Source organism: Glutamicibacter arilaitensis (assembly GCF_044793945.1).
GTDB lineage: Bacteria > Actinomycetota > Actinomycetes > Actinomycetales > Micrococcaceae > Glutamicibacter > Glutamicibacter arilaitensis_B.
This window is the reverse complement of the sequence record NZ_CP084994.1, coordinates 820660-842781: the sequence shown is the minus strand read 5'-3', so window position 1 is coordinate 842781 and position 22122 is coordinate 820660. Positions and strand designations below refer to the sequence as shown.

The window sequence follows — 22122 nt, the reverse complement described above, 5'->3', positions numbered from 1 at the left end:
CCGAATCTGGTCCACAGGCCGCTGAAAACCGGACCTATCTGTCGGTAGCAAGCGGGAAAATAGTGTATGAGTATCCAGCGCCTATTCACCAACGACGACGATGAACATCGTCTACCGCTGAACCCGCCAGGAACCAGGGACCTCTCCCACCTCGACGGGCCGTTCTCCGCGGCGATTGAACACGACAACAACTACGCGCAGGCCTTGAAAATAGTGACCACGCTGCATCAGGCGCGGCCAACATCCAGCCCCAGCCAAGGACTGGCCCAGCTGCAGCTCATCGCCCAAGCACGCCGCGCTCTGGACGCAGCGGAGGCCGTCGAACTGACTAACTGCGAAGAAACCGTCGCGCAAGCCTTCGCAGAATACACTGCCGAGGCGGCCAGCACCGCCCCAGCAGTTGAAACCGAACGGCAACGCCAACAGCGCATCAGCGCCCACTATTACGGCGTGGACCCTGCCAGCGCGCAGATCATCACCTCCAATCTGGTCGCCGAAGCCGCGGTAGCCATGCGGGAAACCGAAGAGAAAACCCGCACCAAGCTCTTCACCGCCAAGGGGCTGCGCTACCTGTGCCCGCAGACACTGGCCGCGCTATCGCGCGGGGAGATCACCACTAAAGCCGCCCAGGAGATGGTCAAGCAAACCCAGGACCTGGCACCGGAGGCTATTGCCCGGATGGAAAACACTTTGCTGCCGGTGGCGAAAACAGCCAGCGACGCGAGCTTCAGCCAGCGCGCGCGCCGCCTGCATGACAAGCTGAATCCTCAGTCAGCCGCTGAACGTCACGAAACCGCCGCAGAGGGACGCTGCCTGACGCACTGGAATGAAGCCGATGGCATGGCCGCGTTGAAGCTCTACGCTCCGGCACCGGATATTTACGCGATCATCAACACGGTGAAAGCCTTCGCCGAACAGGATCTGGACCCCGGCGATACCCGGACGAAGGCTCAGCGCAGCGCAGATATCCTGCGTGACGCCCTGTTGGACGGGTGGCCTGCTGCAGGCGGAACCCCGTTGAAGCCGCGGGTGGTGCTGACGATTCCCGCGGTGCAAGCGCTCGCTAATCCGAAACGCGGGTTAGCTGAACTTGAAGGGTATGGTCCGATTCCGCTCGGGGTGGCGTTGAAGTTGGCGAAGAATGCGCCGTCGATGCTGCGGGTGCTGACCGATCCGTGGACCGGGGCGGTCATTGACGTGGGCCGGGCGAAGTACCGTCCGTCGAAGGCGTTGAAGGATTTGCTGATGGTCCGTGATCAGTGCTGCCGGTTCCCCGGGTGCCGGCGTACCGCGGAGAGCTGCGAAGTGGACCATATTGATGATTTTGCCAAGGGCGGGCATGCCAGCCGGAGCAATTCGCAGTTATTGTGCAAGCGGCATCAGATGTTCAAGCACGCGCTGGGCTGGCAGTCGGTCAGCCGCCCTGACGGGTCGGTGAGCTGGCGGACACCGCACGGGCTGAATTATGTGTCGGTGCCCGGCAGTGTGGAGAATGTGGGGAGCTTTGAACACATCCACGACCGCACCCCGGCGTTGGAAGTGGATTTGACCGATCGGGTGCGGCGGGTGCTGGGATGGACTGATCCGCCTGATCAGCTAGCTGGCTGAACGCTGGCTGCCCTTGATCACCTGTCGAGTGACTGAAATTTTCATTCACTCCCGCTGCACCGCATCCCCATTACAAGAACCGGATTTTCCCAGCGAATGCCGTCCACTGGGAGTGTCCGACGACTAACTGCGGCTCTGCTTGCTTGTTCTCCCCGGACGGATTAGGAAGTGAACGAGAATCTCAGTCAGTTTCGGCTTCCTGTTCGCTGGACCGGCCTGTGAAGTGAACGAGAATTTCGTTCAGACACAGGCTCCGGCAACGCCTGCCTTGTCGCTGCCCCAGGCTGCCATCACGAGTGGTTCCCATCGGCTCGTTTGCTGTGTCATGCGATCCTGTTTCTAAGGCCGGAAGTGAATGAAAAACTCAGTCACTTGAGGCTCTCCCCAAACCAATTCGCTTAGCACTCCCCACGGTTGCACCGCAGGTCCGCCTTGCACCAGCTCTATCAGGAGAAACGAAAGATGGCGTGCAGTGAGCATCCTTGCGGATTGCACTACACGCCATCTTGAAGATTCGACAGTCGATATTATTCGACGAATTCTTCCATGTCGACATCCTTGGTATCACTCGTTATGAACAGTGCACCCAAAGTGAGTACCGCGGCGATTGCCAGATAGATGCCCACTCCCATTGTGTTGCCCTTTCCTGCACTCCATAGGGCGATAGCCACGAACGAGGCCGGTGCCGCGCCAATGACCGAAGACAGGTTGTACGCAACTGCTGATCCCGTGTAACGCACGTTGGAAGGGAAAAGCTCTGGCAAGAATGAGGCCATCGGACCAAAGGTCAGACCCATCAGCGTGAAGCCGATGATCAATCCGGCCATAGCTGCGGCCTGTCCCGGACCGAAGAACAGGGTCCAAGCCAAACCGAATATGAGAATTCCGATGGTGACCCAAATCAGGAACTTGCGACGTCCAAACTTCTCTGCCAATGGTCCGGAAACCATGGTGAAAATACCGAAGAATACTACGCCGATTATGAGCATGGTCAGGAAGGTTGGGCGTTCGATGCCCAGACCAGGAACGAAGCCTTCAGCGTTGAAGGTTTTGCCTGCGGCTTCCGCAGCTGCCTGTCCTTGTTCAACGGTTGCTGCCGTGGTGCCGTAGGTCAAGGTGAAGGAAGTCATCAGGTAGAACAGCACGTAGGTAGCCAACATGATGAACGTACCGGCCAAGGTTGGGCGCCAGTGATTCTTCATGGTGACCGAGAACGGCGATTTTACAACCTTCTTTTCGTTGAGCACCTTCTGGAACGACAAGGATTCAACAAGCTTCAGGCGGACCCACAGTCCAATAATGACCATGACTGCGGAGAAGTAGAACGGTACGCGCCAGCCCCAAGCCAAGAACTGCTCTGCGGTTAATGTAGTCTGCAGAACTACGAACATCAGGTTGGCCAAGATAAAGCCGACCGGTGCGCCCAGCTGTGGGAAGGTGCCGTAAATGGCTCGCTTGTTTTTTGGTGCGTTCTCGGTCGCAAGCAACGCAGCTCCGGACCATTCGCCACCAAGGGCGAGCCCCTGAGCAAAGCGCAAGATCACTAGAGCCAGCGGAGCTAGGACCGTCCAGTGTCCCTGCGCGGCAGGCAGGAAGCCCATCAGGAAGGTCGCAATACCCATCAGCAGAAGCGACGCAACCAGAGTTCCCTTGCGTCCCAACCTATCGCCGTAGTGGCCAAAGATGATTGAGCCAAGCGGACGGGCTACGAATGCGACACCAAAGATGGCGAACGAAGACAGGATGGCATTGATTGGCGTTGCGTTAGGGAAGAACAGCGTTGGGAAAACCAATACCGACGCGGTGGCGTAAGCATAGAAGTCGAAGAACTCGACGGTGGTACCAATCATGCTGGCGAACAGCACGCGCCCACGGGTGTTTTCCTTTGGCGCTACTGTCTGGTTAGCCTGCGACATGGCGGCGGCTCCTTCTGAAGTGCGAGTAAAGGCTCGTTTGTGACTTCATAATGGTAAGCCGATACGACCAGTATGTGGATATTTGCGTCCAGTATTTGGACACATTTTTAATTCGATGATCTTCCCACCCTCTTTCAGGCTCTGACATGCGCGAAATGCGTTTCCGAATAATGAGACGCGGGAATTAGGTGCGATAAATGCCTTATATCAAAGCGAATCCCTCATGTGAAGTGCCCCACGGGATTATATTTTCGGCTCGGCTTGCCCCCAGCTACTGCTCCTAGAGGCCGTCACGACGTTTCACGCTGGGTGAGAGCGGACGAAAAAGCCGGGCATTCTTGAGGATTACTCAGGAATGCCCGGCTCATTCAGCTCTAGCGCAAGCTAGAAAACTAGATGTGTCGGTGCAAGCGGCGCGCGGCTTCGGCCAACGAACCGGATAGCGATGGGTAAACCGAGAAGGTTTCGGCAACATCATCTACGTGCAAGTTGTTCTGCACCGCAAGCGCTAAGGAGAAGATCAGTTCACTGGCGCGCGGAGCCACGACGACGCCGCCAATTACAGTGCCCGAGCCCTTACGCGCAACGATCTTCACGAAGCCCTGTTCGACATTCATCATTTTTGCGCGAGCATTGGTGTTCAGATCAATTTTGATGATATTCGCTTGGTACTTGCCTTCGGCCACCGCACGCTGCGAGACACCGACGGTAGCGATTTCCGGGGAGGTGAAGACGTTCGAGGAAACCAGATTTAGATCGATGGGCTTCACCGAGTCGCCGAGCAGGTGGGCAACCGCGATACGACCCTGCATCGCGGCAACGGAAGCCAGTGCGAAAACACCGGTGCAGTCGCCGGCTGCGTAGACGTTGGTGACGGTAGTGCGCGAAACACCATCCACCTTGATGTGGCCTGACTCGCTGAGCTGGACTCCGGCCTCTTCCAGGCCCAGACCGTCGGTATTCGGAATGCCGCCGACCGCGACTAAGCAGTGGCTGCCTTCGAGCACTCGGCCATCTGCCAAGGTGACGAAAACCTTGTCGCCCTTGCGCTCCACGCCTTCGGCGCGAGCCTGGGATACAACGTTGACCCCGTTTTCCTTGAAGACATCCTCAAGCACTGCCGCCGCATCCGCGTCTTCACTTGGAAGCACGCGGTCACGCGAGGAGACCAAGGTCACCTTGGCGCCAAGCAGGTTGTAGGCGGAAGCGAACTCGGCACCGGTGACACCGGAGCCAACGACGATCAGGTGCTCGGGCACCTCGTTCATGTTATAAATCTGAGTCCAGTTGAAAATGCGCTCGCCATCTGGCTTGGCGGTAGGAAGTTCGCGCGGATGGGCGCCGACTGCAAGCAATATGGCGTCGGCTTCGATCGATTGTTCCGAACCGTCCGGGTGGCTCACCGCCACCGTCTTGCGGTCCACCAGACGACCTTCACCGATCACGATACGCACACCGGCGCGTTCCAGTCCGGTGCGAATGTCGCCTGATTGCTCCTTGGCCAGAGCCAACAAACGATGGTTGACCACAGAGAAGTCGGTCTGTGCATCGTTGATGCCCTCGATGTGGACACCGAAAGTTTCTGCATGCTGTACTCGACGCACCGCGTCAGCGGTAGCGATGAGGGTCTTCGATGGCACGACGTCCGTGAGGACCGCCGAACCACCCATCCCGGCACGTTCTACAACGGTGACATTGGCACCTAGTTGGGCGGCTCCCATGGCAGCTTCATAGCCACCTGGTCCGCCACCAAGGATTACTAAACGGGTTGCTTTGTTCCTACGATCTGCGCTCACATTTTCCATTGTTCACCATGCACCGGATTTGCGCACATCACGATCGAGTGAATTTCGCCCCGTTGCCACGGTTTCCACCTGACAAAGGGGCTACCTACCGGTAGCGTATTTCACGTGAATGATATGCAAAATGACCCACAGGCGTTGGCGGCACAGGCCGCCCAGGTAATTGCCGAACAGACTAACGTCGCAAAGCACGACATTGCTCTTGTCCTAGGCTCCGGTTGGGGCCAGGCCGCCGAACTAATCGGTGAGACCACCCATACCCTGGATGCCACCAGCCTCCCGGGTTTCCACGCCCCGGCCGTACCCGGCCACCGCGGCAGCATTTCCTCGATTCTGACCGAAACCGGCAAGCGTGTGCTGGTCCTCGGCGCGCGCACCCACTATTACGAGGGCCGCGGCGTCCGCTCGGTAGTGCACCCCATCCGCACCGCGGCAGCAGCCGGTTGCACCCAACTGGTGCTGACCAACGGTTGCGGTGGCCTGAACCCTGCCTGGACCCCGGGCACCCCGGTGCTGATCTCGGACCACCTGAACCTCACTGCCGCTTCTCCTCTTGAAGGCGCCACCTTCGTGGACCTGACAGACCTCTACTCCTCGCGCCTGCGCGAAGTAGCCCGAGAAGTGGACCCGACGCTTGACGAAGGCGTCTACGCTCAGTTCACCGGACCGCACTACGAGACTCCGGCCGAGGTGAAGTACGCCAGAACCATTGGCGCAGATCTGGTAGGCATGTCAACCGCGCTGGAAGCTATTGCCGCACGCCATGCGGGAATGGAAATCTTCGGCATCTCATTGGTGACCAACCTGGCGGCCGGCATCAGCCCCGTTCCGCTGAGCCACGAAGAGGTTATCGAGGCCGGACAGGCCGCTGGCCCACGGATCTCGAAACTTCTGGCGCAGATCATCGCCCGCCTCTAGGCGAGAATCAACTTCACTCTTCGAGGCTAGGAAAACGATGAACCACACCGAGAAAATACAGCTTCTTGCGCAGGCTGCACACTGGGCAGCGCAGGATCCGGACCCGGCTACCGCCGAGGAACTCCAGCTGCTGATCTCCCGGGTCGAATCCGGGGATGCGATCGCGATGGACGACCTTGCCGAGCGCTTCGCTGGCGTGCTCGAATTTGGAACCGCCGGATTGCGCGCCGAGCTTGGCGCCGGCCCCATGCGGATGAACCGGGTCGTGGTCATGCGCACCGCCGCCGGAATCGCCCGGTTCCTCAGCGAAAGGGCAGCCGGAGCCTATACGCCCAAGGTAGTGATCGGCTTTGACGCACGCTACAACTCGGATGTGTTCGCCACAGATTCGGCGGCGGTTTTCACCGCCGCCGGCTTCGAAGTGCTGCTCATGCCTTCGGCACTGCCAACCCCGGTACTTGCCTGGGCGGTGCGCACCTACTCCGCCGAAGCCGGAGTCATGGTCACCGCGAGCCACAACCCGCCACGCGATAACGGCTACAAGGTTTATGTCGGCGGCAAGGTCGCCGACGAGGTGGGCCGCGGCGCGCAGATCGTCTCCCCAATCGATGAGCAGATCGCGAACCTCATCGACCCGAACCAGCCGGTGGCGCAGATAAAACGCCTCGACTCCGGATGGACGGTGCTTCCAGGCGCCGGTGAAGACGGAAATATCGAGGCGGCCTACCTGGATTCCATCGGCAAGGTGATTCTGGCGCCGGATGCAGCGCTAGCTACTCATCGCAAACAGCTGAAGGTAGTTGTCACCGCCTTGCACGGCGTCGGCGGGCACACCATGCGCCAGGCCCTGCTCAACGCAGGTTTCACCGATGTGCATATGGTCCCCGAGCAGGAACACCCGGATCCGGATTTCCCTACGGTGAAGTTCCCCAACCCCGAAGAGCCAGGCGCCATCGATTTGTCCCTGGACTTGGCGCGCAAGGTCGGCGCGGATCTGGTCATTGCCAATGACCCCGACGCAGACCGCTGTGCAGGTGCCATCCATGACGGCACAGCATGGCGCATGCTGCGCGGGGACGAAGTGGGTTGGCTGCTCGGAGATCAGCTTTCACGCACTCTCCCGGCGGAACAGAAGCTGGCAAATTCAATAGTCTCCTCGCGCATGCTCGCGGCAATTGCGAAGGACAGCGGGCGTGAACACGAGGAAACCCTCACCGGTTTCAAGTGGATCTCGCGGGTAGAAAACCTTGGCTTCGGCTACGAAGAAGCACTGGGCTACTGTGTGGCTCCCGGGCTTGTCCGCGACAAGGATGGAATGTCCGCGGCGCTGGTTCTCGCTGACTTGGCGGCCGAGCTTAAGGCCAGCGGCAACAGCATCCAGGGCCGCCTGGACGAGCTTGCGGCAAAACACGGTGTGCACGTCACCGACCAGCTCTCCATGCGTTTTACCGACCTTTCGCAGATTCCGGTGCTGATGGACAAAATCCGCACCAACGCCCCGGCGGAACTAGCCGGAGCCGCCGTCACCGAGATCACCGACCTGTCCCAGGGCACCGAAAAGTTGCCGGCAACCAATGCAATGGTGCTGCACACCTTCACCGGGGCACGTGTCATTGTCCGTCCTTCGGGCACCGAACCCAAGCTCAAGTGCTACCTCGAAACCGTGGAGCATGCCGAAGACTTAGCGGACGTGCCTGCCGCACGCGAGCGTGCCACCGCGCAGTGTCTAGCCATAAAACGCGAACTTGAAGCGTTCCTGAACGAATAATTTTTCGTACAGAACCTGCGCAAAAACTATAAAGAGAACGAACAGAGGATCAAGATGAGTGAACTGAGCGCCCGCGAAATTGCAGGCTACATCGACCACACCCTGCTGGCACCGAACGCTTCGCGCGAGCAGATCGTGACGATCTGCGAGGAAGCTAAGAAGTACGAGTTCAAATCCGTCTGCGTGAACCCACTGTGGGTTTCCACCGTCTCGCGCGAACTGTCCGGCTCCGAGGTTTTGACCTGTTCGGTGATTGGCTTCCCGCTGGGTACCTCCACCACCGATACCAAGGTCTTTGAAACCCGCACCGCGGTATCCGACGGCGCCAACGAGATCGATATGGTGATCGACGTGGCCGCCGCCCTACGCGGAGATGGTGACGCGCTAGTCAACGAGATCTTTGCCATTGCCCAAGCGGCCCATGAAGGTGGCGCCATCTTGAAGGTCATCATCGAAACCTGCTTGCTTACCGAGGAAGCAAAGGTTCTGGCCTGCGAGGCAGCCAAGGCCGCGGGGGCCGACTTTGTGAAGACTTCAACCGGTTTCTCCACCGGTGGCGCGACCGTGGAAGATGTCGCTTTGATGCGCAAGACCGTCGGGCCTGATCTAGGGGTCAAGGCTTCGGGCGGTGTGCGGAGCGTGGAAACCGCGCGAGCCATGATTGCCGCCGGCGCAACACGTCTCGGTTCCAGCTCCGGAGTTGCTATCCTAGAGGGAGAGCAAAGCGGGTCCAGCTACTAAGGCACCGCACCCATTCGTTTCCTCAAGGAGAAAAAGTGTACTCGAACGGCAAGAACACCGCCCACTCTGGTGAAGGTCGCCTCGTTGGCAACATCGTTAATACCGTGATCTTCCTGGTGCTGTTCTCGGCTGGCATCTACGCCCTGTCCTACTGGACTTTGGAGACCGCATGGTGGCCGACCATTGCATGCTTCGTGCTGTCGTTCGGCGCCTTCGCGATTCCAATGCACCTGATGGGCCGCTCGGATTCCATCGCCGTGGCAGCCGCAGCTAACACCGTCAAGTAATTCAAGTTTGAGTTAAAAGGGGAGGTCTTCGGACCTCCCCTTTTTCGTTTTTAACCCACCAAGGTTACTTGATCAGGCCTTGCAGCCGCGCTAGCCTCAGGCCATGGGCACCAGCTGGCAAGAACATATCGAAATATTCTGGAATACGGCAGGGACGAAGAGCCCCGAGAGTTTGCGCAACGAGTTGGAACAACTGCTTGCGCAAAGGCCAGCTGATGATTCTGAAGTCCTTTTTGAACGCGCTTCGCTGCACGATTATCTGGGCGAAGAAGCCCTGGCCGTCGGCCCCTACCGCGAGGCAATTGCCGGGACGCTGAGCGGGGAGAAATTGTGCGAAGCGCGAATCCAGCTGGCCAGCACCTTGCGTAATTTGGGTGAGTTCCAGGAAGCCATCGAATTGCTCCGCATGGTGGGCCAGGACTCTGCCACTTACCGTGATGCCCAAGCGTTTCTCGCCTTGGCTTTACACGATGCCGGCGAATTCGCTCAGGCCCTGCAGGTCGCTCTGCAAGCTTTGGCGCCAAGCCTGGAACTCTATGCGCGCCCGGTGCACGACTACGCGGGCGAATTGACCGCCAAATGACTGATGGCCGAGATGCCAAAATTTAGCTTTGGGATCCCGGCCACCGGTGTGGTCAATTCCTACTTTTTCGTCTCGTTCGCGGCCGGCGCGGCCGGCGTCGGCTCGAAGATTCCATAAAGCAGGCGTTCGGCCCACTCAAGGATCGCCTCATCCGCAAGGTCCTTGCCACCTACCGGCGAGGTCCGTGGCTTCGGAATGAAGATTGCGTTCAAGGCCGGCTTATTCGCCGCCCCCGGGTAAAGGCGTTCCAAACGGACCTGGCGTGAAGCTGGAAGGTCTTCAATCTTCGCAGGCGAGACCTTGATGTGGTTGCCGATCTGCTGGATATCGCGCAGCCCCACGGCGCGCGCACGGACCCGTAGCGCTGCCACGCGCATAAGGTTCTCCACCGGTTGCGGGAGCTTGCCATAACGATCTTCAAGCTCCTCGCGGACCTCGGCGAGCGCCTCGGCGGTCTCGGCCCCGGCAATATTGCGGTACGCCTCCAAACGCAGTCGTTCACCTGGCACATACTCGTGGGGCAGGTGCGCGTTGACTGGAAGGTCGATTTTCATCTCGGTGGCTTCTTCTTCACCTTCGCCCTTGAAATCCGCGACCGCCTCGCCAACCAGGCGCAGGTAGAGGTCGAAGCCGACCCCGGCGATATGTCCGGACTGTTCTCCACCGAGCAGGTTGCCTGCCCCGCGCAGTTCAAGGTCCTTCATGGCCAATTGGTAGCCCGAGCCGAGCTCGTTATGCGCTGCCACCGCCTTCAACCGTTCCAGTGCCACCTCGCCCAGAGGCTTCTCCACATCCCAGAGGAAGTAGGCGTAGGCGCGTTCGCGAGCACGTCCCACACGCCCACGAAGCTGGTGAAGCTGGGAGAGCCCATAGTTATTCGCACGGTCCACAATCAACGTGTTGGCATTTGAGATATCGAGACCGGTTTCGATGATGGTGGTGGAGACCAAGACATCAAACTTCTTCTCCCAGAAGTCCTGGATGATTCGTTCTAGTCGCGATTCACTCATCTTGCCGTGGGCCACCTCGACGCGGGCCTCGGGAACCAGCTCGCGCAATTCGGCGGCTACCCGGTCAATAGAGGACACCCGGTTGTGCACGAAGAACACCTGACCGTCACGCATCAGCTCTCGGCGGATCGCCGCGGAGATCTGCTTATCACTGCGCGGTCCGACGAAGGTCAGCACCGGGTGGCGTTCTTCCGGCGGCGTAGCCAGCGTAGAAGTTTCCCGGATGCCTGTCAGGCTCATTTCCAAGGTACGTGGAATAGGGGTGGCACTCATCGCCAACACATCCACGTTGGTACGCATCTTCTTCAGCTCTTCCTTGTGCTCCACACCGAAGCGCTGTTCCTCATCGATGATCACCAACCCAAGGTTCTTGAACTCGACAGTCTTAGAAAGCAGCCGGTGCGTACCGATCACGATGTCGATCGAGCCGTCTTTGAGCCCGGCAATGATTTCCTTGGATTCCTTGGCGGTTTGGAAACGGGATAGCGACTTCACTCGGAGTGGGAAGCCCGAGTAGCGTTCGGTGAAAGTCTGATGGTGCTGGGAAGCAAGCAGTGTAGTAGGCACCAGGATGGCTACTTGTTTGGAATCTTGGACCGCCTTGAACGCGGCCCGGACCGCGATCTCGGTTTTGCCGAAGCCCACGTCACCGGAGATCAGCCGGTCCATGGGAATCTCGCGCTCCATGTCTCGTTTGACCTCGTTAATCGCGGTCAGCTGATCCGGGGTCTCGATATAGGCGAAAGCTTCTTCAAGCTCGTTTTGCCAGGGAGTATCTGCCCCGAAGGAGTGGCCCCGGCTCGCCATGCGCGCCGAGTAGAGCTTGATCAAATCTCCGGCGATCTCCTTGACCGCTTTGCGGGCCTTCGATTTGGTGCTGGCCCAATCCGAGCCGCCCATCTTAGAGAGGCTTGGAGCTTCGCCTCCCACGTAGCGAGTAACCAGATCCAGCTGCTCCATGGGCACGAAGAGCCGGTCCCCCGGTGCCCCGCGCTTCGAAGCGGAGTATTCCACTACGAGGTATTCACGCTTGGCATCCTTTGAAGATCCAGAGACCTTACGGGCCACCAGCTCCACGAACTTCCCGATGCCGTGCTGTTCGTGCACGATGTAGTCGCCGGTTTGCAACGACAGCGGATCTACCGCATTGCGTTTACGTTTAGCGCTCAGCTTGCGCGTCTTGCGATTGGCGTAGGCGCTCGAACGCCCCAGCAGGTCGGCTTCGGTCAGCAATCCAAATTTCAGCCCGTCAAAGACGAACCCTCGCCCAGCGGTGGCCTGCGTGATTTCGATGAGTCCAGCCGTGGGCAGCTGACTGATCTCTGGGACGCGGTGGGCCGGTATTTGGTATTCCTGGAAAAGTTCGGACAGTCGCGCCGCCGGGCCTGGGCCTTCGGTGGCCACCACCAAACGCCACCCATCCTTGACCCGACCGGAGATGAACTCCATCATCGCCTCAATGTCGCCTTGGTAACCGCGTGGCTCGCGGGCCTCGACTCGGATGGTGGCCGCGCCGATGTCAAGATCTTCATCCGCACCCAGCGAGGTCAACGACCACCAGGACACCTTGGCTTCCTTCGCATGCACTACGGTTTCAGCCAGTGAGGCGAAGTCACCGGAGGCGAGTTTGCGTCCGGATTCTGCGGTGCTTAAATCAAGCGGTGCCGCGGCGCCGTCGGAAGCCGAGGCCCACGCTGCGGCGAGGAATTCAGCGTTGGTGGCGTTCAGGTCGTGGGCGCGCGAGCGGACGCGCTCGGGCTCCATCACCAGTGCGATGGATGATGCTGGAAGTAGTGAGAGCAACGGCACCATCCCATCCACCAAAAGTGGCGCCAACGACTCCATGCCTTCTACCGCGATACCGCCAGCAATTTTGGTCAGCATTTCCGTTGCTGCGGGGAAGTTCGCCTTGAGGTTAGCGGCCCGGCTCATTACTTGTGGGGTGATGAGCATTTCGCGGCAAGGAGTGGCAATGATCTTGGTTGGGCTCTCCCCGTCCAATGAACGCTGATCTGCTATCGCGAAGTAGCGCATCGAATCGATTTGCTCGCCAAAGAAGTCGATACGTACTGGATGCTCAAGTGTTGGCGGGAAAACGTCAATGATGCCGCCACGCACGGCAAACTCGCCGCGGTGAGTGACCATATCCACCCGGGCATAAGCCGCCGCAGCTAAATCCTTGATGACCTTTTCGAAGCCTGGCTCCGCGTCCAGTTCGAGTTCCACTGGGCGTAGCTGGCCCAGCCCGGCGACAAGCGGCTGCAGGACTGCGCGAATCGGTGCAATGATGACCTTCAATTTCGGGTCTTGGTCGTGCAACCGGCGTAAGACCTCCAAGCGACGGCCAACGGTATCGCTGCGCGGAGAAAGGCGTTCATGAGGCAGAGTTTCCCAAGAGGGGAATTCGGCGATCTGATCTTCGGGCATGTACGCGGCCAAGGATGCTGAGACATCCTCGGCTTCACGACCGGTGGCGGTCACAATCAGCATGATTGCATGCTCTTGCCCGGCAATGAGCCCTTCGGTGATGTGGGCGCCGAGAATCGCGCGCATCCCCTGCGGGGCGGCAATCTCTAGTTCTTCGCTGCGGGTGTTGAATGCTTGCGAAGCGCCGTGCTGGATTCGCCTAAATGACGGTTCCTCGCGCAGGAAATCATGAAGTCCGCTCAGGCTCATGTTGCTTAAAGTTCCTCTCAATGAAGGCAAAATATCCGGTAGCGCACCACAAACAACGACCGCAAAATCTTTCCGCGGTCGGCGCAATGCCAATATGTTGTTTTATGCTGCCTTCCTAGCCTACCTAACGCAGGGGAACCGATAGGGTTAATAACGACCAGAACCGGCATGGAACACAAGATTGTTCTGCACGACCGCCGAACCTTTCAAGATTGGGATTTGTATTCATGGCATTGAACGCAAGCACGCAGATCGCACACCCTGCAGACAAGGTCATCGCGACCTTAGCTGATCGTGGATTCGCCGAGCATCTGACCTCGCTGGCCAAGGGCACGTTGAGCAGCTTCACCGTTGAAGGTGACACCAGCAGCTCCTTCACGCTGACCACCGTCCGCGCCCTGCCCACCGACCGCGTGCCAGATTTTGCGCGTAAGTTCGTTGGTGCCTCCATTGATGTCACGCAGGTAGAGCAGTGGAGCGCACCGGATGCGGCAGGCAATCGTTCGGCTTCGGTGAAGATCAATGTTGCTGGCGTCCCGGTATCAGTCTCCGGCACCGAGTCGTTGAGCGCTGCTGGTGAGCACAGCAACTTCGCTATCGACGCGAAGGTTTCCTCTTCTATTCCGTTCATCGGCGGCAAGCTTGCTTCCGCTGCTGAACCTTACCTGGGCAAGGCGCTGAATATGCAGGCTGCACAGGTCAATGAGTGGCTTTCGAAGTAACCATATATAGTTTCGAACTCAAAGTCCCAGGTAAGTATGAAAATACACTTACCCGGGATTTTGTGGTTCCAGCCACGTTACACGCTAGGATTATTACCTAGGTGTGCCGGGAAGTCTGGTCGGCGAACAAATTTTCATTTATCGAAGTAAGTGAGTTCAACAATGACTCAAACGCCATCTTCGGGTTCGCCAAAGAACCTGTTTTCGCGCCCAAGTTACAAAGAATCGGTGCGCATCGGAGATATCCTGCGCAAAGAAACCGTCGGCGGCATGGTTCTCATTGCCGGTGCAATCCTCGCCCTTATTTGGGCAAACACGCCAATGCGCGAATCTTATTTCGCGCTGCGCGATTTTCACTTCGGCCCCACCCTCTTAGGTGTCGATCTGAACCTTTCAATCGGCCATTGGGCAGCTGATGCCCTACTTGCGGTGTTCTTCTTCCTAACCGGTTTGGAATTGAAGAAAGAATTCGTCATTGGCGATCTGCGCAACGCTAAAACCGCGGCGGTCCCTGTCGCTGCCGCCTTCGGTGGCGTGCTGGTTCCTGCGTTGATCTTCGTGGCCATCGCCGCCGGTTCCGGCGGAGGCACAGAACTGCTGCGCGGTTGGGCCATCCCCACGGCGACCGATATCGCTTTCGCCGTTGCGGTGCTTGCCGTCATTGGCTCGGCATTACCGGCTTCGCTACGTATATTCTTGCTGACCCTCGCGGTGGTTGATGACCTGATCGCCATCGTCATCATCGCCTTTGTATTCACCGACGACCTCAAACTTGCCTACCTCGGGTTGGCGCTGATTCCGATCATCCTCTTCACCGTACTAGCGCGCTACCTGGGCAAGTTCTTTGCCAAGCGAGCTTGGGCCGCTTGGATGATCCTGTTGCCATTGGGCATCATTACTTGGATCTTCGTCTTCGGGTCGGGCATTCACGCAACTATCGCGGGCGTGGTGCTGGGCTTCTGCGTGCCGGTCAAACGCACTGATGGCCGCGAAGGATTGGGTCTATCCGAACTCTTTGAACACCGGTTCCGCCCGCTGTCTTCCGGGTTCTGCATTCCTATCTTCGCTTTCTTCGCCGCCGGAGTCACGGTAATCTCGCCCGATTCCGGAGGCGGCGGGCTGCTCACTGACCCGGTGTTCTGGGGCATTGTGGTTGGCCTGGTGCTAGGTAAGCCGATTGGCATCATGGGATTCACCTGGTTGCTCACCAAATTCACAAAGGCTTCCCTGGATAAGGACGCCAAATGGGGTGACTTGTTCGGCGTGACGCTGCTGGCAGGCATCGGTTTCACCGTCTCCCTGTTGGTCTCCGAGCTATCCTTCGGCTTGGAATCGGCGCACTACGAGCATGCAAAGGTCGCTATCCTGGCCGGATCATTTATCGCCGCGATCCTCGGCGCATTGTGGTTGATTCCGCGCAACCGTGGCTACAAGATCATTGCCGCCCGCGAAACACGAGACGACAACCAAGATGGCATCCCGGATGTTTACCAGCCCGGTGACAAGGACTAGTTCTGATTAGCAAAGGAACCCTTGCGCTTCACATTTTCCATGTGAAGCGGAAGGGTTCCTTTTTGCATAGAGCGGCAGGTTTTATCCGAGCATTCGGCTAGGCGCTGGCGCCCAGCATGGCCGCCTCTGCAGCCACCCATGCAAGCATGGCGCATTTGACGCGTGCCGGGAATTTGGAGACACCTACGAAAGCCGCAGCATCTTCCAAAACTTCCTCGTCCGGAACCATGGTGCCCCTTGAACGCATCATTTCACGGAAGACTTCCAGTTTGTCCAAGAATTCATCCCGGGTCATTTCCGGGAGCATTTCGCTGAGCACCGAGGCGGAGGCCATGGAGATGGAGCAACCGTCTCCCTCCCAGCTCATCGTGGTGAAATGTGCGTCAGCATCCAAGGCTACGCGGACGCGAATCTGATCGCCGCAGATGGGGTTGTGCTGGTGTGATTCACCATGCAGTTCACCGCTTGCCGGATCCACCAGTGGTGAGCCGATACGCCGTTTGGCGTGGTCGAGGATGACCTGTTGATACAGCTGATCTAGTTCGTTCATTTAGACTCCAAAGTATTCACGCACGGAGGCAACAGCTTCGATCAGCGCGGTGACATCCTGCTCAGTGTTGTATAGGTAAGTGCTTGCGCGCGTCGTGGCCGATACTCCAAGTGCCCGGTGCAATGGCTGGGCGCAATGGTGTCCGACACGCACTGCGATGCCTCGCGAGTCCAGGTACTGGCCAACATCGTGCGGGTGGACTCCGATGACTTCGAAAGGCACGGTGCCGATGCGTTTGATGTCCGAGGGACCAAAAACGCGCACGCCTTCCAGCTCGGACAGCCCCTCGTAGAGCATGGCCCCGAGGTGCTCTTCCCAGGCGGCAATGCGATCCATGCCGATCTCGTCCAAATAGCTGGCGGCGGTGGCCAACCCGTGGACCTGCGCGATTCGCTGAGTTCCGGCTTCGAAGCGCTGAGGCGACGGAAGGAATTCGGCATGTTCCATGTCGACCACGGTGATCATTGATCCTCCGGTGAGGAACGGCGGCATGGAGTCCAGCAGTTCGGCGCGCCCGTAGAGGCCGCCAATGCCGGTTGGGCCAAGCATCTTATGTCCGGAGAAGGCCATGAAGTCAACATCTAGGGCTTTGACGTCGATGGGCATATGTGGGACCGACTGGCATCCGTCCAATACCGTCAGAGCTCCGACTTTCCGCGCTGCGGTGACAAAGCGAGCGACGTCGGTGATGGTGCCCAAGACGTTCGAGACATGGGTGAAGGCCACTAATTTGGTCTTCTCGTTGATCAGTTCGTCGAGCAACTCATAGCGTAGTGCGCCGTGCTCGTCGACTGGTACATAGCGCAAGGTTGCGCCGGTGCGGAAGGCCAATTCCTGCCAAGGGATCAGGTTTGCGTGGTGCTCGATTTCGGTCACTAGGATCTCGTCGCCGGCACCGATCCGGAATCGTGCGGATGCCTCACCGCCCCGGCCGAGCGAGGCATTGGAGATTGAGTAGGCGATGAGGTTCAACGCTTCAGTGGCGTTCGAGGTCCACACCAGTTCGTTGCTGCGTGCGCCAATGAACTTGGCTACGGTCTCTCTTGCCTGCTCAAAAATATCGGTGGCTTCAACCGCGAGGGTATGCGCACCGCGATGAACTGCCGAATTGGCGTTCTCGTAGTAGTGTTGCTCGGCTTCGTAGACGCAGCGGGGCTTCTGGCTGGTCGCTCCGGAGTCCAAATAGATGAGCTCGGTGCCGTTGACCTGATGATCCAGGATTTCAAAGTCTGCTTTGATCCGTGCGACCTCTGCTTGAGAGAGCGCTTCGGTGGCTTCTGGGTGACCGGTAACCGTCTGCACGTGGTCCTCCGAGGTAATGGATGTGGTTTGCCAGATCGATTCCGCTGATTAGGCAAAGGGTACATTAGCTAATTATTCCACTCTAGAACGCAGATCTCATCTAAGTAAGTCCTTAGTTAGCGACGCCTCAGCAAAAACAAAGCGACCAGAACCCCTGCCGCAGAGGCAAAAATTCTGACCGCTTTTGGTTGCAGATCGATTATGAAGTGTGAAACTTCTCCTGCGCCGCTTCCAAACCGGAGGACATCAACAGCTCGACAGCGTCTGCCGAATTATCGATCAGAAACGGTAACGCTTGCTTTTCGGTTTTCGAGAAATCCTGCAGCACCCAGTCCGCGGTATCCATGCGACCGGCCGGACGACCCACGCCTGCGCGAACGCGAAGGTAGTCTTTGGAGCCCATGGCCTTGGAAATGTCCCGTAGCCCGTTGTGGCCGCCTTCTCCCCCGCCGCGCTTGAGCTTGACCGTGTCGAAGGGAATGTCGATCTCATCGTGAACTACGATCAATTTTTCGATCCCGATGCCAAAAAATTTGGCTAGGTTCGCGACCGGTCCACCTGAGAGGTTCATATAGGTCATGGGTTTGGCCAAGACGACGCGTGGCCCACCGATGCCTAGCCGCCCCTGAATGATCTGGGCACGCGAGGAATGGGTTTTGAATTTCGAGCCGGAACGTTGTGCCAACTCGTCGAGCACCATCTGCCCGATATTGTGTCTATTGCCAGCGTAGCCGGGCCCGGGATTCCCGAGCCCGGCTACCAGCCAAGTGTCATTGCTCATGAGTCTTAGCTACTAAAAGCTGTATTGCAGTTCCGAAGACTACAATTACGCAGCGATCAGCAGGTCCATGTGATCAACGGTACGGTTGATGGCGTGGACCTGAACATCCTTGATCGAGGTGGTAACTTCCTTGCCCTCGATGTTCAGAACCAGCTGAACGCTGCGGTCACGGATAGCCAAGGTGGTCTCGTGGATTGGCAGCAGGATGTGCTGTGGCTCGGAGCCTGCACCGTAGATGACTGCTGGGATCATGCCGTCGCGGCGGGCCTGACGGGCTGCGCCCTTGCCGAAATCGGAACGAACTACGGCGTCAAGGTTGACAGATGCCATGATGAATCTCCTTAGAGTAAATGAATGCTTCTTCTTACGCCCTGCGTGGACCTGGGAAGCATCCATCATCTGGAGATGAAAGAGCTTTTCCGGCCTTGTCGATAACGGCTACATCAAAAAAGATGTTTCCCTCGCCTGGGCACAATGAGTAATTCTACCAGTTACGCACCCCTAAGAAAAAACATGTATCCCATCCCACATCGCCAAGAGATGATACCTTTTGGCTTAGTTCCGCTCCACCGGTAGCGTGGCAACAATCCAATAGATCAACGGTGAGAATCCGCCTAATCCAAGGAGCACTTATGGCTACGAAACAACCAGCGATGTCACCGTCAGAAATGCCAGTTTCAGAAGTCTTGGACCGAGCCCCCGGCGCACGACGAGCCGAGGCTGAGGAGCTGCTGAGCCTCTATCAGGAGATCACAGCCGAATCGCCGATCATCTGGGCCGGCAAAATCATCGGATTCGGCGAATACGAGTATTTCCACGCCAACGGGCGCACCGGACGGGCGCCGCTTATGGCCTTTGCCCCGGGGTCCGCAAAGCACACCCTTTATCTCCAGAGCGGTTTCTCCGAGAAGTGGCCCGAATTGCTCGCGGCGCTCGGCCCACACCGGGCCAGCAAGGCCTGCCTTTACCTGGGCAAATTATCCAAAATAGATCTGGTTGTGCTTCGTGAGCTGCTTGAAGCTTCCTACGAGTTAGCACGCACCGAGGCCGAGCAGGGCAGCAGTTCCAGCGACTGAGCTTCATCGCACTGATAAAAAGCTTTTAACGGCATCTGGCCGGCACCCGAAGGTGCCGGCCAGATGCTTGCGAAACGAGGACTGCTAGGCGCGGCCGTCGAAGAGGTTCGTCACCGAACCCTCGTGGAAGACCTCAGAGATGGCTCGAGCCAGCATTGGCGCGATCGAAAGCACGGTGAGGTTATCGAAGCGCTTCTCTTCAGGGATCGGCAAGGTGTTGGTGACAACCACTTCGGTGGCGCCGGACTCTGCCAGACGCTGCGCGGCTGGGTCGGAGAACACAGCGTGGGTCGCGGCGATGATAACGTCCTTGGCGCCGGCTTCCTTCAGCACGCGCACCGCACCTGCGATGGTTCCACCGGTGTCGATCATGTCATCGATCAGTACCGCGGTGCGTCCAGCAACCTGGCCCACCACGGTCTTGGACTCTGCCTGGTTAGGCACGGTCAGATCGCGGGATTTGTGAACGAACGCCAACGGGGCACCGCCCAGGCGCTCTGCCCACTGCTCGGCAACGCGCACGCGGCCGGTGTCCGGGGAAACCACGGTCACCTGCGATACATCCACGCGAGTGCGGATGTAGTCGGCCAGCAGCGGGAAAGCGAACAGGTGGTCCACCGGGCCGTCGAAGAAGCCCTGGATCTGCGCGGTGTGCAGATCGCAAGAGATCACGCGGTCGGCGCCTGCGGTCTTGAACAGGTCGGCGACCAGGCGAGCCGAGATCGGCTCGCGGCCGCGGCCCTTCTTGTCCTGGCGAGCGTATGGGTAGAACGGCGCGACCACGGTGATGCGACGAGCCGAGGCACGCTTCATCGAATCGATCATGATCAGCTGTTCCATCAGCCAGTTGTTCAGTGGAGCCGGGTAGGACTGCAGCAAGAATACTTCCTTGCCACGGACCGACTCATCCGAACGAACGTAGATCTCGCCGTTAGCGAAGTCGTAGGCGTTCAACGGGAGCAGTTCGGTGTCCAGTTCCTTGGCGACTTCTGCTGCCAGTTCCGGGTGTGCCCGGCCGGTGGCCAGGACCAGCTTTTTATCGACATTATGGCTGATTTCACTCATGGGGTTTGCTTTCTCGCTCGCTTCGCTGTCACGTATGAGGTGGTCTGAGGAAATGATTTCCTCGAATGAATTACTCGGAATCCGAGCTATTCAATGAGGACTTGAATGCGGCGTCGGCCGAAGGGGTGCCAGGACGCTTCTCAAGCGTCCAACCTTCGGTATTGCGCTGCGGGGCCACGGACAGCGCAAGCGCACCGGCCGGGACGTTTTTGCGTACGATCGCGCCAGCACCAGTGTAAGCGCCGTCCCCGAGTTCAACCGGGGCGATGAACACCGTGTTCGAGCTGGTGCGCACATGCGAACCGATCTTGGTGCGGTGCTTCTTTTCGCCATCGTAGTTAGCGGTGATGTTGCCGCAGCCAATATTGGTGAACTCACCGATCTCGGCATCCCCGGCGTAGCCAAGGTGCGAGAGCTTTGAGCCACGGCCGATGGTGACGTTCTTGGTTTCGTAGAACGCGCCGATCTTGCCGTCCGGTCCAAGTTCGGTCCCGGGACGCAGATAAGCGAATGGGCCCACGCTGGCTCCCTCGGAGATGCGCGAGTCGGTAGCATCGGTGCGCTTCACGGTAGCGTTCTGGCCGACCACGACATTGGTCAAGGTGGTGTCGGGGCCAACCACTGCGTTGGTGCCGATGAGGGTCTCACCATGCAGCTGGGTGCCTGGCTTCAGGGTGACATCCTGGCCAATGATGACCGTCGCGTCGATCCAGGTGGTGGCCGGATCAACGATAGTCACGCCTTGGCGCATCCAGAATTCGGTTTTGCGTTCGTTGTAGATGCGGGCCAAGTTGGAGACCTGGACGCGGTCGTTCGCACCCTCGATCTGCCAACGGTCAGCGATCTGCGATGAAGCGACGCGGCCGCCACGCGAGCGAGCAATGGCGAGCACGTCGGTCAGGTACATTTCACCCTGCGCGTTATCGGTGGTGACCTCGGTCAGTGCCGAACGCAGCATCTCGGCGTCGAAAGCATAGATGCCGGAGTTGATTTCCTTGACAGCAAGCTCAGCCTCGTTGGCGTCCTTCTGTTCGCGGATACCGGAGACGTCACCGTTCTCATCGCGCAGGATGCGTCCGTAGCCCGATGGGTCATCCAGTTCGGTGGTCAACACGGTGACCGCGTTGCCGCTGGCCTCGTGGGTGATGACCAACCCGGAGAGCACCTCGCTGGTGAGCAATGGCACATCACCATAAGTCACCACGACGGTTCCTTCGAGGGCGGGATCCACCGCTTCAAGTCCCTGCTGCACAGCACGCCCGGTACCAGGAACTTCGTCCTGGTCGGCAATGGTGATGTTCGGGAACTGGCTCAGAATATGCGCCGCCACGAGATCACGCTGGTGGCGGACCACGGCGACCAAGTTCTTTGGCTCCAACGCGGATGCTGCGTGCAGCGCGTGGGAAATCATGGAACGACCTGCGATTTCATGCATGATCTTCGGCTTCGCCGATTTCATCCGGGTTCCCGCGCCTGCGGCGAGGACGATAACGGCTACTGGTGCGTTGACCTGATCGCTCAAGTGCTTTCTCCTGCGAAGTCGAGTTTGAGGTTTCCGGCATTGAAGTAAAACCCCGGTGACAGTCTATCGCGCGGAAGAAGATCGGCTTAACTGGAGCCAAAAAGAAAAGCGCCTCCAAAAGGGGCGCTTGAGCAAAGTGGTTCCGCCCGTAGGATTCGAACCTACAATGCACAGCTCCAAAGGCTGGCGTGTTGCCATTACACCAGGGCGGAAAACGTACCGCGCGGGCATGGCCCGTTTAGCACGCTAATTATTCTGCCACGATCCATGTCCTGAGTGAAAT

General features: G+C 58.6%; 18 protein-coding genes and 1 tRNA gene. 9 read left to right on the top strand and 10 right to left on the bottom strand.

All coding sequences use genetic code 11. The features are described 5' to 3' along the window. Nucleotides 1-66 precede the first annotated feature (66 nt). The gene (locus LG294_RS03950) at nt 67-1608 is read left to right on the top strand and encodes a DUF222 domain-containing protein (protein WP_404289711.1); all 1542 of its coding nucleotides are present in this window, start codon (nt 67-69) and stop codon (nt 1606-1608) included. A 527-nt stretch (nt 1609-2135) separates the two neighbouring features. Here LG294_RS03950 and LG294_RS03945 read toward each other — a convergent pair. Together LG294_RS03945 and LG294_RS03940 are read right to left on the bottom strand one after the other, a co-directional pair. Then, nucleotides 2136-3524: an MFS transporter gene (locus LG294_RS03945; RefSeq protein WP_404289708.1), complete on the bottom strand. Its 1389-nt coding sequence runs from the start codon at nt 3522-3524 to the stop codon at nt 2136-2138. A gap of 392 nt (nt 3525-3916) precedes the next feature. Beyond that, nucleotides 3917-5329: an NAD(P)H-quinone dehydrogenase gene (locus tag LG294_RS03940; protein ID WP_404289706.1), complete on the bottom strand. Its 1413-nt coding sequence runs from the start codon at nt 5327-5329 to the stop codon at nt 3917-3919. 114 nt (nt 5330-5443) lie between these two features. On the opposite strand from LG294_RS03940, the gene LG294_RS03935 reads away from it, so the two are divergent. From LG294_RS03935 to LG294_RS03915, 5 genes are all read left to right on the top strand, one after another. Beyond that, nucleotides 5444-6244, top strand: coding sequence for a purine-nucleoside phosphorylase (locus tag LG294_RS03935; protein ID WP_404291635.1), 801 nt, complete (start codon nt 5444-5446; stop codon nt 6242-6244). Between the two features lie 37 nt (nt 6245-6281). Then, a complete protein-coding gene (locus tag LG294_RS03930; protein ID WP_404289704.1) occupies nt 6282-8012 on the top strand; it encodes a phospho-sugar mutase in 1731 nt (576 codons plus the stop codon). A gap of 54 nt (nt 8013-8066) precedes the next feature. Then, nucleotides 8067-8753 carry a deoxyribose-phosphate aldolase gene (deoC, locus tag LG294_RS03925; RefSeq protein WP_404289702.1) on the top strand — a complete coding sequence of 229 codons (687 nt, stop codon included), beginning with the start codon at nt 8067-8069 and terminating at the stop codon, nt 8751-8753. Nucleotides 8754-8788: 35 nt separating this feature from the next. Then, nucleotides 8789-9040, top strand: coding sequence for a hypothetical protein (locus LG294_RS03920; protein ID WP_404289700.1), 252 nt, complete (start codon nt 8789-8791; stop codon nt 9038-9040). A gap of 103 nt (nt 9041-9143) precedes the next feature. Further along, nucleotides 9144-9623 (top strand): tetratricopeptide repeat protein, encoded by a 480-nt coding sequence (locus LG294_RS03915; protein ID WP_404289698.1) that lies wholly within the window; start codon nt 9144-9146, stop codon nt 9621-9623. A gap of 59 nt (nt 9624-9682) precedes the next feature. Here LG294_RS03915 and mfd read toward each other — a convergent pair whose 3' ends face one another. Continuing rightward, complete coding sequence (mfd, locus tag LG294_RS03910; RefSeq protein WP_404289696.1) at nt 9683-13309, bottom strand: transcription-repair coupling factor; 3627 nt, start codon at nt 13307-13309, stop codon at nt 9683-9685. Between the two features lie 227 nt (nt 13310-13536). Here mfd and LG294_RS03905 point away from each other — a divergent pair, with 227 nt between their 5' ends. Both LG294_RS03905 and nhaA read left to right on the top strand, forming a co-directional pair. Then, the gene (locus tag LG294_RS03905; protein ID WP_404289694.1) at nt 13537-14031 is read left to right on the top strand and encodes a DUF2505 domain-containing protein; all 495 of its coding nucleotides are present in this window, start codon (nt 13537-13539) and stop codon (nt 14029-14031) included. A gap of 162 nt (nt 14032-14193) precedes the next feature. Continuing rightward, nucleotides 14194-15543, top strand: coding sequence for a Na+/H+ antiporter NhaA (gene nhaA / locus LG294_RS03900; protein WP_404289692.1), 1350 nt, complete (start codon nt 14194-14196; stop codon nt 15541-15543). A gap of 97 nt (nt 15544-15640) precedes the next feature. Here nhaA and sufU read toward each other — a convergent pair whose 3' ends face one another. The 4 genes from sufU to LG294_RS03880 form a co-directional block, all read right to left on the bottom strand. Beyond that, a complete protein-coding gene (gene sufU, locus LG294_RS03895) occupies nt 15641-16093 on the bottom strand; it encodes a Fe-S cluster assembly sulfur transfer protein SufU (protein ID WP_404289690.1) in 453 nt (150 codons plus the stop codon). Beyond that, the gene (locus tag LG294_RS03890) at nt 16094-17395 is read right to left on the bottom strand and encodes a SufS family cysteine desulfurase (protein WP_404289688.1); all 1302 of its coding nucleotides are present in this window, start codon (nt 17393-17395) and stop codon (nt 16094-16096) included. It lies immediately after the preceding gene. A 199-nt stretch (nt 17396-17594) separates the two neighbouring features. Next, the gene (gene pth, locus LG294_RS03885) at nt 17595-18176 is read right to left on the bottom strand and encodes an aminoacyl-tRNA hydrolase (RefSeq protein ID WP_404289686.1); all 582 of its coding nucleotides are present in this window, start codon (nt 18174-18176) and stop codon (nt 17595-17597) included. Between the two features lie 45 nt (nt 18177-18221). After that, entirely contained in the window at nt 18222-18506 is a 285-nt protein-coding gene (locus tag LG294_RS03880; protein ID WP_105553843.1) for a 50S ribosomal protein L25, read from the bottom strand. Nucleotides 18507-18808: 302 nt separating this feature from the next. On the opposite strand from LG294_RS03880, the gene LG294_RS03875 reads away from it, so the two are divergent. Continuing rightward, nucleotides 18809-19252, top strand: a complete 444-nt coding sequence (locus tag LG294_RS03875) for a DUF1801 domain-containing protein (RefSeq protein WP_404289682.1) — start codon at nt 18809-18811, stop codon at nt 19250-19252. Between the two features lie 84 nt (nt 19253-19336). On the opposite strand, the gene LG294_RS03870 is transcribed toward LG294_RS03875, so the two are convergent. From LG294_RS03870 to LG294_RS03860, 3 genes are all read right to left on the bottom strand, one after another. Continuing rightward, nucleotides 19337-20317 (bottom strand): ribose-phosphate diphosphokinase, encoded by a 981-nt coding sequence (locus LG294_RS03870; protein WP_404289680.1) that lies wholly within the window; start codon nt 20315-20317, stop codon nt 19337-19339. A gap of 70 nt (nt 20318-20387) precedes the next feature. Further along, complete coding sequence (gene glmU / locus LG294_RS03865; RefSeq protein WP_404289678.1) at nt 20388-21839, bottom strand: bifunctional UDP-N-acetylglucosamine diphosphorylase/glucosamine-1-phosphate N-acetyltransferase GlmU; 1452 nt, start codon at nt 21837-21839, stop codon at nt 20388-20390. A gap of 137 nt (nt 21840-21976) precedes the next feature. Next, nucleotides 21977-22051, bottom strand: a tRNA-Gln gene (locus LG294_RS03860). Nucleotides 22052-22122: the final 71 nt, after the last annotated feature.

Coding starts and splice junctions, on each gene's coding strand:
- LG294_RS03950 (WP_404289711.1), top strand. CDS start 67: ATGAGTATCCAGCGCCTATTCACCAACGACGACGATGAACATCGTCTA.
- LG294_RS03945 (WP_404289708.1), bottom strand. CDS start 3,524: ATGTCGCAGGCTAACCAGACAGTAGCGCCAAAGGAAAACACCCGTGGG.
- LG294_RS03940 (WP_404289706.1), bottom strand. CDS start 5,329: ATGGAAAATGTGAGCGCAGATCGTAGGAACAAAGCAACCCGTTTAGTA.
- LG294_RS03935 (WP_404291635.1), top strand. CDS start 5,444: ATGCAAAATGACCCACAGGCGTTGGCGGCACAGGCCGCCCAGGTAATT.
- LG294_RS03930 (WP_404289704.1), top strand. CDS start 6,282: ATGAACCACACCGAGAAAATACAGCTTCTTGCGCAGGCTGCACACTGG.
- deoC (WP_404289702.1), top strand. CDS start 8,067: ATGAGTGAACTGAGCGCCCGCGAAATTGCAGGCTACATCGACCACACC.
- LG294_RS03915 (WP_404289698.1), top strand. CDS start 9,144: ATGGGCACCAGCTGGCAAGAACATATCGAAATATTCTGGAATACGGCA.
- mfd (WP_404289696.1), bottom strand. CDS start 13,309: ATGAGCCTGAGCGGACTTCATGATTTCCTGCGCGAGGAACCGTCATTT.
- LG294_RS03905 (WP_404289694.1), top strand. CDS start 13,537: ATGGCATTGAACGCAAGCACGCAGATCGCACACCCTGCAGACAAGGTC.
- nhaA (WP_404289692.1), top strand. CDS start 14,194: ATGACTCAAACGCCATCTTCGGGTTCGCCAAAGAACCTGTTTTCGCGC.
- sufU (WP_404289690.1), bottom strand. CDS start 16,093: ATGAACGAACTAGATCAGCTGTATCAACAGGTCATCCTCGACCACGCC.
- pth (WP_404289686.1), bottom strand. CDS start 18,176: ATGAGCAATGACACTTGGCTGGTAGCCGGGCTCGGGAATCCCGGGCCC.
- LG294_RS03880 (WP_105553843.1), bottom strand. CDS start 18,506: ATGGCATCTGTCAACCTTGACGCCGTAGTTCGTTCCGATTTCGGCAAG.
- LG294_RS03875 (WP_404289682.1), top strand. CDS start 18,809: ATGGCTACGAAACAACCAGCGATGTCACCGTCAGAAATGCCAGTTTCA.
- LG294_RS03870 (WP_404289680.1), bottom strand. CDS start 20,317: ATGAGTGAAATCAGCCATAATGTCGATAAAAAGCTGGTCCTGGCCACC.